Raw genomic sequence first — 13,451 nt, 5'->3', positions numbered from 1 at the left:
TATTGGTACAGGTGTTTTACTTGTTGGTATATTTATTTGTTAATCACACTTGGTGAAAAAATGGAATGGATGTTTTTTTAATATTTCTAGTTTAATATAAGAGGCTTCATTGGCTTGATATATAAAATCAATCTGTTTAACCTTTAGGTTTATCTCACAATGAACCTTAAGGGAAATGAAAATGCCAAAGAAAACATTAAGTAATGGTGTTATTTTTTATACTGGGAAAAATTATAGTGGAAGCTTGTATGAATATCCAGAAAATAGTAAAGAAGTAAATTTGATTGGTACACCATTAAATGATAAATTTCTTTCTGTTGAAATAGGAACAAATTCTATGGTGTTTGCCTGGAGACATGGCAGTGATAGCCAATCTGGGCAAATTTACCGTGAGTGGGATACAAGCCAGCCAGATATCAGTGATATCGAAGGGTTATCAAAATTTATAGTCTCTCCGGTAAACCGTGATTTACTAGCTATAAAATTAATTAACAAATCAGGTATTAATCAAGTGTTTAGGGCTAACATTAGGACTTATACAATTCCTGATCCTGTAGATTGTCTTTCAGGCGGAGATTATGAAGTTGTTGGTCTAATTCCCAAAGATGGTCAGATGTATATTACCTCTGTTGTTGTTTTTGATCAGAATAATATTCCAGTCACTCAAGGTGCGGTTTATTTTAAATATAATGGAACTGATATTGATATTATCACTTATAATGAAACCAAGCCTCTTTATATGAAATTTGAAAAAGAAGATAATTATAGGTTTAATTTTATCTTGGAAAAACTTCCTGTTAATCAGTAAAATAAAAGTAATTCACTAGTAAAAATCAAGGGGATGTATTTGAAATATATACCTATTCAACTTCAAGATGCGTGTTATATCTCCCCGCGCCGCGGGGAGATATAAGGATTCATCTCATATTGCCTGTTGTAACTTGAAGTTTATCGAGTATATACACAATGGATTTCAAGGCATGTAACCAACAATGAGGCAACCTGTAAGATGAAATGTATACATCCCTGATAATAAATAAGTCGATTTCCAAGTCACATAACTGCATCGTTAGTTATGTGACTTGAGTACTTTTATTGCGGTTTCCGAGGCACCAGAATTCTATTGACAGAGTCGGCTAGTTGGTTAATCAGGGGTTGTCGCATAATCGAATAGTGTGTGCCACCGATAGGATGGAGTGTGGAAGAGTTTGCCACAACGCCCTGCCAGCCGTGCCATTCATCTCCATCAATAATAAAGTTTTCCGCTTTATAAAGATGGATCGGTAACTCTGACGCCTGTGGAATATAATCTGTGCTCAGCTGATCCAGAAACTCAATCGTACCAATATGCAGGAAGAGATTTTCACGTGTGTAATAGGTAGGTAACCATTGGCAGTCTATACAATGATTAACGATCTGTTCAACATCATTAAACTGATAAAGCACTTCCAGCGTATGATCATTAATCTCCGGTATGGATATTTGCAGATATTTGATAATCCTGTTGATACGTTGTTGTGTCGTATTCATTAATTTATCAGGCAGGGTGGAATATCGACTGATGTTTCCCGAATCAATCATGCCCAAAAATGTGACTTCCTCACCATCATGCATTAATTGCATGGCTATTTCATAGGCGATTACGCCTCCCAGAGACCATCCGGCAAGACGATAAGGGCCGTGTGTCTGTACGTGCCGAATAGCCTGTATATGACAGGCCGCCAGAGCGTTAATAGATATCGGTGGTTCGGCGAGTGTATGAATACCAAGCGCCTGTAGCGCATAAATGGGTAATTCAGGAGGAAGCAGGGCAGCCAGAGATGAATAAACCAGCGGGTTGCCAGTAAGTTCGTGTACAAAAAACAGTGGTGGCAAACTTCCCTCAGGGCTTAGCGGGACTGGATTGATATTGCGGGAGAACGCAGGGGTAATCGTCTGTTTACGCACGGCGATTGCCAGTTCACACAATGTCGGGCAAGTAAACAATGTGGTCAGAGGAATTTCCATGCCTTGTTGATGCATACGTGCTAGTAGCTGTGTTGCATTGAGTGAGTGACCACCCAGTTCGAAAAAATTGTCATAGCGACCAACACGATCTAAACCCAGTAATGTCTGCCAGATTTCAGCCAGTGTAGTTTCCAGAGCATCCATCGGTGCTTCGTAATTGTGGGTTATAAAGGCTGTCTGATCCGGTGTGGGTAATGCCTGAAGATTTAGTTTGCCGTTGACGGTTAGCGGAAAGGCATCAAGGATAACAAACGCACTGGGGAGCATATAATCGGCAAGCTCTTGGGAGAGTTGCTGGCGGAGATCAGCAGGTATCAGTTTTGCCTCCGGTTCAGCTATCCCCTGTTCGGGAATCAAATAAGCTACAAGGCGTTTATCGCCGTGCTGGTCTTCACGGGCGACCACAACTGCCTCGCGTACTCCGGGATAGCGAGTCAGTTTAGCCTCAATTTCCCCCGGTTCGATGCGAAAACCACGTAGTTTAATCTGAAAATCATTGCGTCCCAGATATTCAATGTTGCCATCGGGTAACCAGCGCCCTAAATCGCCGGTTTTATACAGTCGGGCTTTGGTTTCTATTGAAAACGGATCAGGCAAAAAACGCTCTGCGGTCAGTTCAGGGCGATTCAGGTAACCACGGGCAACGCCGCTCCCACCGATATAGAGTTCTCCCATAACACCCATTGGGACGGGTTTACCATGATTATCCAGAATATAAATTTGCGTATTGGCAATGGGATAACCAATCGGCAGGGTTTCTCCGGTATAAGCAGAATGACGATCAACTTTCAATACGGTGGCAATAACAGTCGTTTCCGTCGGGCCGTAAGAGTTAATCCATTGGCATGACTGGGTTTCCGGCAATGTCTGCCAGATCATCAGGTGGCGTAGTTCAGCTTTTTCACCACCCACAATCACCAGCCGCAGAGACGGGCTGAAGCCACAACGTCCGGCGACCATTTCCTGTACCCACAGATGCCAGAATGCCGTTGGTAAATCAGCGACTGTGATTTGCTGCTGTTGCAGGAATTGGGCAAAAGTATTATCCGGAACACGCAGTTCTGACGGGCACATCACTAAGGTTGCGCCGGTGGCGAGTGTGGCGAAGATATCTGATACGCTGGTGTCGAATGCAACGGAGGTAAACTGGAGTACGCGGTCAGCTGGTGTTAGTTCATTGATCTGGCGTTGAACGTGTATGAAGTTAACCACATTGTGATGTTCAATCATCACGCCTTTTGGCTGACCGGTGGAGCCGGAAGTATAGATAATATAAGCCAGATGGTGTGGTGCCAGCCCCAGTTGCTGCGAATCCGGATTATGTGTCGGTTGTTGCGCCATACATTCGGTATGACTGTTATCATCCAGCACCCATATCGGCATATCGGCAGATAAACGGGTTTTTAGGTGTTGTTGGGTCAGTAATAACGTCGGTGTACAGTCTGACAGAATATAGTTCAGAAGCTCGGTCGGGTAATTCGTATCCAGCGGTACATAACCCGCGCCGGCTTTCAAAATACCGAGCAAGCCAATCACCATATCGACACCACGTTCGACACAAATCACGACACGATCATCCGGTCGTACACCGGCATCAATCAGGGCATGAGCCAGCTGGTTGGCTTTTTGGTTCAGTTCGCGGTAGGTGAGCTGAACTTCTCGATTCATTGGCTCTGCGTGAATCAGTGCGATGACATCCGGTGTGAGGGTCGCCTGCTGTTCAAACAACTGTTGGAGTAACATATCCTGTGGGCAGTCAATTCTGGCACTGTTAAATTCTTCCAATAACTGACTGCGTTCTGCCGGTGGCAGAATACTGAGGGATTGAATATTCTGTTGCGGCATATTTTGCAATGTTGTCACCAGTGTTTTCAACGCAGTATTCATATAAGCGTTAATGCGTGCCGGATTAATCTGGTGATTGCATTGTGCGGTTAACGCAAAACCATCTTCGAAATCGTCCACATCCAATGACAGCGGGTAATTACTACGTTCTTCACTGTTGAATATCTGAATACCTTCCCATACCGGCGACTCGGCTAGTTGATTGCTACGTGGGCTATGACGGAAGTTAAGCAGACTGTTGAAAAGGGGTTGGGGTGCCTGAATACCACTGCAATACTGAGCAATCGTCAGCGGAGTCTGTTCATGTTCCAGCAATTTGCTGAGTTGCAGGTGAGTCTCCTGTACCACTTTTTGTACAGTGCGTTCCTGCAACATAATGCGCACTGGCAGCGTGTTAATAAACATACCAAGAACCTGAGAAGCCCCCGCACCTTGTAATGAACGCCCTAATAAAACGGTACCGAAAATAACATCTTCCCGTCCGCTGCATTGCGCAAGAACCTGTGCCCATGCGATATGGAACAGAACGGCAGTACTGACACCCTGTTGACGGGTGCAGTCACGTAGCTGATGTGTTAATTGATCATCCAGTGTTAGTCTGGCTTTCTCTATCTTATTGAGTCCTTCATGATTTCCCCGCACATTGCGTAAGTTAAAGGGCAGAGTTGGTTCGTCCACATCTCCCAGCAGTTGGTGGAAATAGTCCCGATGTTTTTCAATCGGCACAGTGCGGATCTGAGCGATAAAATTACGGTAAGGCAGGGCGGGAGGTAATGTTAGGGGATGGTGCTCTTTGCCACGAACGGACAGTAATTCCCTGATTTCCGCAATAATCAATCCTAGCGTAGTATGATCGCTGACCAGATGGTGGAAGCACAGGGACAGCAGCCACTCGTTCTTATGGGGATTATAAGCAATATCGGCAGAGAAAAGCGGTGCCTGATTCAGATTGAGGCGCCGCTGGTGTGGATCGGTATATGCCAGTAACTGAGATGAAACATCCTGTTCGTCATCCGGAGCAATAAAAGTATTTATTTTCAAGGTGGCCTGTCGCCAGACCACCTGAACGGGTTGGGTCAATTTCTGCCAGCAGAAAGCAGTCCGCAGGATATCATGGCGGTCTATCACTTGTTGCAGGGCCTGAAGGAAAGCCTCCCGCCGTTCACCGGAATCAAAGGCCAGCAAGCAGCTTAACAAATACGCATCGCCGTTTTCCTGCATCTGGTGATGGAACAGGATACCGGCCTGTAATGGGGAAAGCGGGTAAATATCCTGCACATTAGCCGCACCGCCGGTGACAGTGGCAACAATGGTATCAATTTCGTTTTGTGATAGCGTCACCAGTGGCAACATATCGGGTGTTATTGCTGTGCAACCGTCAGGAATGCCATTGGGGGGGATAAGATTGTCCGACGCTCCTCGTCGCACCTGTATTGCCTGCGCCATATCCATAAGTAATGGTGCAGTAAAGATACTGAGTACATCCAATGCATACCCTTGGCTGCGCAGTTGTTCAATCAGGCTGACGGCAATCAGCGAATGGCCGCCCAGTCTAAAGAAATGATCGTGACGACCGACCCGTTCCAGCCCCAATAAATCCTGCCAGATGTCCGCCAGTGTCGTTTCTACCTCACCCACCGGCGCAACATAATCACGCGTGATTATCGCGGCGGGGTCAGGGCCGGGAAGCGCCCGACGGTCAAGTTTGCCGTTAGGGGTCAGCGGGAAAGACTGTAAGATCATAAACGCACCGGGCAGCATATAATCGGCAAGGCGCTGGGATAGTTGCGCATACAGTTCCGCCGGAATGAGCTCAGCGCCGTCCTGCGCCAGCAGGTAAGCCACCAGTTGTTTTTGGGAGCTTTCATTATCGTCACTGGCATTGTCACGAAGCATAACAACAGCCTCACGTACTCCCTCGCATCGCATCAAGCTGGCTTCGATTTCTCCCGGTTCAATGCGGAAACCCCGCAGTTTCACTTGAAAATCATTGCGGCCAAGGTAGTCAATATTGCCATCCGGCAGCCAGCGCCCGAGGTCGCCGGTTTTGTACAGTCGGTCATTCGGTTCAGTGGAGAACGGGTTGGGCAGGAAATTCTCGGCGGTCAGATCAGGGCGGTTCAGATAACCCCGTGCCACTCCGGCACCGCCAATATAAATTTCACCGGTTACCCCCAGCGGCACCAGTCGCCTATGTGAATCAAGAATATAGATCTGAGTGTTGGCAATTGGGCAACCAATCGGAATGGGACATGCAGCATCAACAGGCGATGTTATCGCATAGGTGGTTGCAAAAGTGGTGGTTTCTGTCGGGCCGTAGCCGTTAATCAGATGAGCAGGCCGGCACTCAGCCAATTGCACCCGCTGTATTTTGCCCGGATCGAGGACATCCCCGCCGACCAGCAGATAGCGCAGTTGCCCGAACAGCGGCATCAGCGTTTCCCGATAAGCATTGAACAAGCCGGTCGTTAACCACAGGGCCGTGACTTTCCCGCAGATCAAGGTGTCACGGAAATGCTCGGGGTTGAGCAGCACGGATTGGGCAATCACATACAGACGCCCGCCATTGAGAAGAGGCGCCCAGATTTCCCACGTTGAGGCATCAAACGCAATATTAGCGCAATGTGCCACGCAGTCATCCGCTCCGATATCCGCATAACTACTGTTGATCACCAAATGATTCACATTGCGGTGTTCAACCATAACGCCTTTTGGTTGCCCCGTTGAACCGGACGTGTAAATCACGTAAGCCAGATGGCGTGAAGTCAGCCCCCATGCCTGAGCATTCGGGTTATGGGTTGGCAGTTCCGGGGCCGCCTCTAAAGTTCCGGAAGCGTCCAGTGTGTATACAGGCACGGTATCAGGCAGTTTGTCGCGCTGCGCGGCTTGAGTCAGTAACACGACCGGAACGGCATCGTCCAGTATATCCGCCAACCGTTCGGTCGGATAAGCCGGATCAAGGGGCACATAAGCCCCCCCAGCTTTCAGGATACCCAACAGGCAGACGATGAAGGCCGGACTGCGCTCGATACACACGGCGACCCGATCATCAGGTTGAACCCCCAAGGCAATCAGAGCATGTGCCAGTTGATTGGCGCGTTGATTCAGTTCGTTATAGCTGAACGTCTGTGTTTCGCCGACGACAGCAATCGCCTCCGGTGCCAGTATGACCTGTTGTTCAAAGAGCGTTTGGATAAGAGCGGTTTGCGGGAAATCGGCCTGTGTGGCATTGAAGTCCACCAACACCTTTTGTCGCTCTTCTTCGGGCAAAAATGGCAAATTGATTATCGGCGTATCCGGTGAAGTCAGGGCTGCATCAAGCAGGACAGCAAGACGGGAGCGGAGAGCCGTCACTTCCGTGGCAGTCAGATATTCACCAGAGTATTTGAACTCAATGGTGGCAGACTGAAGAGTATCTTCGGGAGCCGCAGTATCTATAAATTGCTTGATTCTGACGGAAAGGGGGTAAGGATTTCTATTTTGTGTATTAACACAGGTAACGCGGATGTCCTCTCCTTCCAGATGTAGATTGGCTTCAAACGGTTCGAGTGACAGGGTGATATCGAATAATTGAGTTATTTCTGTTTTCTGCTGAATATGAATGTGCCGGTTAAGATCTGCAATCGGGAAACGGTGATGTTTATAGCAACTTTTCACCTCCGCGGCTGTTTTGTTCATAATGTCACGGAACGTATCTTCCGGAGAAATGGTCACTTTTATCGGGAGCACAGATGCAAAAAGCCCGATGGTGTGTTTTTGTCGGGTATTTTTGCGGTTGTGTATAGGCATCCCGATGACGATTTCATTCACATCCGTTGTCCGGGCAAAATAGCACACCAGAGCGGAATGTATAATGTACAAGAAGGACGATTTCTGTTCGGTGGCAATGTTTTTGATACGGTTAAAAAGTGTCTGGTCAATTGACCAGAAAATAGGTTCAGTTTGACTGTGCTGCATTCCATACTGCATCGTGCGATTGAATTTCATCGGGGGAAGCAAAGGAGATGGCGGATTTTCATAGCGTTCCAGCCAGAATTGCAAGTCATCCGCGTAGTTTGGTGAGGCCAGATAAGCCAGATCATCTGTAATAAAATCAAGGTAAGAAGGGGCAACTTTGTTCAGAGGTTCTCCCTTCATTAGCCTGTTATAACGATCAATAACCTCATCAAGTAGTATGAATGCTCCAATCCCATCAATGATTATGTGGTGACAGCAAAACTGCCAGTATCGACGTGTATGACTCACTTTGAATAATTCGGAATGCCAGAGCGTTTCATTTAAATGAAACGGTTGCATAAATCGGGTATCGAGATATTGCCTTGCTTTGGTTTCTGCATCTGAATGCGATGAAAAATCATAGATGGGGACGGATACAGGGCAATGATCAGCCACTGTCTGAACCGGAAGAGTATGGGTATTAGTGAGCTGTAAACGTAGGGCATCATGCTGCTCAACAACCGTTTCAAAGGCGTGAATAAACTGGGTCTCGTCCAGAACGCCTTCAATACAGATAAAAATACCAACATTGTAGTTGGATTGATCTGGTTGGCTGACTTGATCGAACCAGATAGCCTGCTGTGGTGAGCTGAGAGGATAGGAAATCAGATCGGAACTTGTAATGGCTAAGGAACTTTCAGAGGTACGGTTGTGATTGTATGGCATACCTATTTCTCCTAATAGCAATTCAAAATAGTTTTCGAAACTAAAATTTTCACTTTATTTTTATATGGTTAGCGTTATTCCCTTTTGCCTTTACAGACAAATCAAAGATGTCAGAAAAATCCGAACCCTGATGAGATGATTTGTGCTCAAAAGCGTTGTGGCTGGCAGAAATAATAAATCAGCAAAACTATATCTATGCAAATTTTTTTTATGGTGATTAAGTGAGCGCCAGAACGTATGTGATCAGGGTTTGTGGGTATGAAATGTGCGTTGTGAAATGGCTAATCGACAATGATCACTATCTGAAACAGGATAATGGCGAACTGGAAGGGGGATGTGTAGCTGTGGTTTTATAAACAATCCCGGCAATTTGCCGGGATTGTTCAGATAAGAATAACGCGGCAGGAAATTACGCGTTTTCTTGCTGAGTTGCCTGAATAGCAGTCAGAGCAACGGTATAAACGATGTCATCAACCAGTGCGCCACGGGACAGGTCGTTCACTGGTTTACGCATACCTTGCAGCATTGGTCCGATAGAAACCAGATCCGCAGAGCGCTGTACCGCTTTATAAGTGGTGTTACCGGTGTTCAGATCCGGGAAGATGAACACGGTAGCCTGACCAGCAACTGGTGAGTTTGGTGCTTTGGATTTTGCTACGTCTGCCATGATTGCCGCATCGTACTGCAATGGACCATCGATGATCAGATCAGGGCGTTTTTCCTGCGCCAGACGGGTTGCTTCGCGAACTTTCTCAACATCACTGCCCGCACCAGAGTTACCGGTGGAGTAGGAGATCATGGCAACGCGAGGATCGATACCAAATGCTTTTGCAGAGTCTGCGGACTGAATGGCGATTTCAGACAGTTGCTCTGCGGTTGGATCCGGGTTGATTGCGCAGTCACCGTAAACCAGTACTTGTTCTGGCAGCAGCATAAAGAACACGGAAGAAACCAGAGAGCTGTTTGGCGCGGTTTTGATTAACTGCAATGGCGGACGAATAGTGTTTGCCGTTGTATGAACTGCACCGGAAACCAGACCATCAACTTCGTTTTGTTCCAGCATCATGGTGCCGAGAACAACGTTGTCTTCCAGTTGCTCGCGAGCCACAACTTCAGTCATGCCTTTATTTTTACGCAGTTCAACCAGACGTGGAACATAACGTTCACGTACAGTTGCCGGGTTAACGATTTCAATACCCGCACCCAGTTCAACACCCTGAGCCGCTGCAACACGGCGGATTTCTTCTGGATCACCCAGCAGAACACATTCCGCAATGCCACGCTCAGCACAGATAGCCGCAGCTTTAACGGTACGTGGTTCATCACCTTCTGGCAGAACAACACGTTTGCCAGCCTGACGCGCCAGTTCGGTCAACTGGTAGCGGAATGCTGGTGGTGACAGGCGATTCGGACGTTCAGAAGTCGCTGCCAGAGAATCGATCCAATCGTTGCTGATATGCTGCGCAACATAGTTTTGCAGTTTCTCAATACGCTCGTGGTCATCCGCAGGAACTTCCAGGCTGAAGCTTTGCAGGTTCAGGGAAGTCTGCCAGGTGTTAGTATTCACAGTGAAAACTGGCAGGCCAGTATTGAATGCACGCTCACACAGTTCACGAATAGAATCATCAATTTTGTAGCCGCCGGTCAGCAGAACTGCGCCAACTTCGATGCCGTTCATCGCTGCCAGACAAGCAGTGATCAGAACGTCAGGACGGTCTGCGGAAGTCACCAGCAGGGAACCCGGACGGAAGTACTCCAGCATGTTAGGGATGCTGCGAGCACAGAAAGTCACAGATTTGATACGACGGGTCTGGATAGCACCTTCGTTAACGATCTCAGCTTTCAGGTGTTTTGCCATGTCAATCGCACGGGTTGCGATCAGATCAAAACTCCATGGAATGCAGCCGAGAATTGGCAGCGGGCTGTTTTTGAATACGGTTGCCGGATCAACATTAGTAACAGTTGCTTTTGTTGCTTCGTCGAAGATTTCAGACAGATCAGGACGGGTACGTCCTTGGTCATCAACCGGTGCATTCAGCTTATTGACAATAACACCGATGATGTTGTTGTTCTTGCTGCCGCCGTATTCTGCACGGCTCAGTTCAATCTGCTCTTTTAATTGCTCTGGAGTGTGAGTACCCAGCGCAGTGACGAACACGATTTCTGCATTCAGTGTTTTGGCAATTTCATAGTTTAGAGACTGGGCAAATGGATGTTTGCGGGTCGGAACCAGACCTTCGATCAAAACCACTTCAGCGTCTTTGGTATTAGCGTGGTAGTTAGCCACGATTTCTTCCATCAACACATCTTTTTTATTAGTGGCCAGCAGGGATTCTACATGAGCCATAGCCAGTGGTTCAGCAGCGTGAATACTGGTGTGGGAACGGATGATCGTTGTGGTTCTGTCTTGGGAGCCGCTGTTACGTGGCTGGGCGATAGGTTTGAAGACACTCAGGCGAACGCCTTTTTGCTCCATGGAGCGGATTACACCTAGGCTGACACTGGTTAAACCAACGCTGGTGCCAGTAGGGATCAACATAATTGTACGGGACACGGAAACCTCTTTAACGGTTGCTGGTCAGTCAAGCAATAACCGCCAGCATGGCTGGCGGCTACCGGAAATCTATTACTTATGCAGTCAGGCGAGCTGAATCCTGAGCGATCACCAATTCTTCATTGGTTGGGATCACCAGAGCAGGACGGCTGTTATCAGTTGTGATCACACCGTCTTTACCGAAACGTGCTGCAAGGTTGCGATCGTGGTCGTACTCGAAGCCCAGCAGAGCAATTTTCTTCAGGGTCAGTTCACGAACCAGTGCAGAGTTCTCACCGATACCGCCAGTAAATACGATAGCATCCAGACGGCCTTCCATCAGTGCGCTGTAAGCACCAATGTATTTAGCCAGACGATGGCAGTAAACATCCATTGCACGCTTAGCGTCAGCTTTGGTTTCGTAGTTGTCTTCAACGTAACGGCAGTCGCTGGTCACTTCAGTCAGGCCCAGTAAGCCAGATTCTTTAGTCAGCAGAGTGTTGATCTGATCAATGCTCATGCCCATAGCGTCGTGCAGATGGAATACGATAGCTGGATCGATGTCACCACTACGAGTACCCATTACCAGACCTTCCAGTGGAGTCAGACCCATTGAAGTGTCAACACACTGACCGTTAACAATCGCAGAAACAGAACCACCGTTGCCCAGATGGCAAATGATAGTATTCAGTTCTTCTGCTGGCTTGTTCAGCATTTTTGCTGCTTCACGGGAAACGAAGAAGTGGCTGGTGCCGTGTGCGCCGTAACGACGGATTCCGTGCTCTTTATACAGGTTGTATGGCAGAGCGTACAGGTAAGCTTCTTCAGGCATAGTCTGGTGGAAAGCAGTATCGAATACGGCAATGTTTTTCTCAACCAGATGAGGGAATGCTTTTTTCGCTTCAGCGATACCGATCAGGTGTGCAGGGTTGTGCAATGGTGCGAATGGGATCGCAGCTTCGATGCCTTCGATAACTTCATCAGTGATGATGACAGAAGAAGTGAATTTTTCACCGCCGTGAACGATACGATGACCGATGGCTGAAATTTGTGCAGAAAGTTCTGGCTTTTCAGACAGAATAGTATTAACAATGAAGTTCAGCGCTTCACTGTGTGCTGCGCCGGCACCTAAAGCAGCTTCGTTTTTCGCGCCATCAATTTTCCATTTGATACGAGCTTCAGGCAGACCGAAACATTCAGCCAAACCAGAAAGATATTCTTCACCATTAGCAGGATCGATGATAGCGAATTTCAGAGAGGAGCTACCGCAGTTAAGAACCAGTACCAGCTTACTTGACATGGAATTACCTATTATCTTGTTGTGATCTAATCTTAAATAAGAAAAATGTTAAAAAAAGAAGCAATTTATTAACAAACGGAACCAAAGTGTTGCGAAAACAGGCGGGTTTTCTGTTTTGTTGCTGCAACCACACAAAAGTCTGTGTAGGATACCGTTTGCTAGCATTAAAGACAAAATATACTTAATGCTATTAATACTACAAAAAAGATTTTATCTTTTGTAGGTATTTTTTAAAAACTATACCTTTAATTGATTGAGGTCATGATGAATACGATGCCACCTGCCAACCACGGTTGGTTCAAAAAAGTCCAGCTGGGGCAACAATATCTGAAGACGTGGCCACTGGAAAAACAGCTTGCTCCTGTGTTTCCTGAAAATCGCATCATTAAAGCGACCCGTTTTGGCATCCGTTTTATGCCGCCATTGGCGATTTTTACTCTGACGTGGCAAATCGCACTGGGCGGGCAGTTAGGGCCATCTATCGCAACCGCTCTGTTTGCCTGTAGCCTGCCATTGCAGGGGCTTTGGTGGCTGGGGAAACGTGCGGCGACTCCTTTACCGGAAAGTTTGCTGAAATGGTTTTACGAAATTCGTGAAAAATTTGCCGAAGCAGGGATCGCGATGATGCCTGTCGAAAACACACCAACGTATTTATCCCTGGCTGAACTGCTGAAACGTGCGTTCAAACAGCTGGATAACTCATTTCTTGATGATATTTAAACTGTCAGTGTGGATTCTGACAGTTTTTGTATCGATTGACTGATAAATTTCCCATCCAATAAATTTAATACGGTTTTTTAGGTAGGTTTTTCATAGCCAGAAAAATCTATCTTATCCCGATGTATTCCTGTCCTTTTATTGATGAGCTGGCATTTATTATGCTCTTTCATTATTTAACTTCCTACACCTGCCGTTTTTTAAGTTGTCTTTTTTGGGGGGAAGTTCGAAATCTATAGAGGATAATAGAGCTTACAATAAAAGGCTAAGGGACATTTAATCTTTTTTAAGGGATAAATATTGATGTCGCTGAATAAATATTTATTATCGAATTTATCTATAATTATTGCTATTTTGTTAATGGGTTTATTATGCATCGTAATATTT

Annotated in this window: 6 protein-coding genes; 3 read left to right on the top strand and 3 right to left on the bottom strand. The window is 46.7% G+C overall.

Annotated elements, in window-relative coordinates:
* Window positions 1–181 precede the first annotated feature (181 nt).
* The gene (locus AACX38_RS01190; protein ID WP_228865566.1) at window positions 182–808 is read left to right on the top strand and encodes a beta/gamma crystallin domain-containing protein; all 627 of its coding nucleotides are present in this window, start codon (window positions 182–184) and stop codon (window positions 806–808) included.
* Between the two features lie 284 nt (window positions 809–1,092).
* On the opposite strand, the gene AACX38_RS01185 is transcribed toward AACX38_RS01190, so the two are convergent.
* Entirely contained in the window at window positions 1,093–8,514 is a 7,422-nt protein-coding gene (locus AACX38_RS01185; protein ID WP_228865565.1) for an amino acid adenylation domain-containing protein, read from the bottom strand.
* Window positions 8,515–8,735: 221 nt separating this feature from the next.
* On the opposite strand from AACX38_RS01185, the gene AACX38_RS01180 reads away from it, so the two are divergent.
* Window positions 8,736–8,870: a hypothetical protein gene (locus tag AACX38_RS01180; protein ID WP_255712258.1), complete on the top strand. Its 135-nt coding sequence runs from the start codon at window positions 8,736–8,738 to the stop codon at window positions 8,868–8,870.
* A 53-nt stretch (window positions 8,871–8,923) separates the two neighbouring features.
* Here the strand turns inward: AACX38_RS01180 and pta are convergent, their stop codons facing one another.
* Both pta and ackA read right to left on the bottom strand, forming a co-directional pair.
* A complete protein-coding gene (gene pta, locus AACX38_RS01175) occupies window positions 8,924–11,068 on the bottom strand; it encodes a phosphate acetyltransferase (RefSeq protein WP_099121146.1) in 2,145 nt (714 codons plus the stop codon).
* Between the two features lie 76 nt (window positions 11,069–11,144).
* Window positions 11,145–12,347: an acetate kinase gene (ackA, locus tag AACX38_RS01170; RefSeq protein WP_099108396.1), complete on the bottom strand. Its 1,203-nt coding sequence runs from the start codon at window positions 12,345–12,347 to the stop codon at window positions 11,145–11,147.
* A 264-nt stretch (window positions 12,348–12,611) separates the two neighbouring features.
* Between ackA and yfbV the strand changes: the two genes are divergently transcribed.
* Window positions 12,612–13,067, top strand: a complete 456-nt coding sequence (yfbV, locus tag AACX38_RS01165) for a terminus macrodomain insulation protein YfbV (RefSeq protein ID WP_099121147.1) — start codon at window positions 12,612–12,614, stop codon at window positions 13,065–13,067.
* Window positions 13,068–13,451: the final 384 nt, after the last annotated feature.

This window comes from Xenorhabdus sp. PB30.3 (genome assembly GCF_963895965.1).
GTDB classification, from domain to species: Bacteria; Pseudomonadota; Gammaproteobacteria; order Enterobacterales; family Enterobacteriaceae; genus Xenorhabdus; species Xenorhabdus stockiae.
This window is presented reverse-complemented; position numbering and strand designations above follow the sequence as displayed.

Bases quoted from the DNA above. Each gene is read 5' to 3' on its own strand.
- AACX38_RS01190 (WP_228865566.1), top strand. From the start codon at position 182: ATGCCAAAGAAAACATTAAGTAATGGTGTTATTTTTTATACTGGGAAA.
- AACX38_RS01185 (WP_228865565.1), bottom strand. From the start codon at position 8,514: ATGCCATACAATCACAACCGTACCTCTGAAAGTTCCTTAGCCATTACA.
- ackA (WP_099108396.1), bottom strand. From the start codon at position 12,347: ATGTCAAGTAAGCTGGTACTGGTTCTTAACTGCGGTAGCTCCTCTCTG.
- yfbV (WP_099121147.1), top strand. From the start codon at position 12,612: ATGAATACGATGCCACCTGCCAACCACGGTTGGTTCAAAAAAGTCCAG.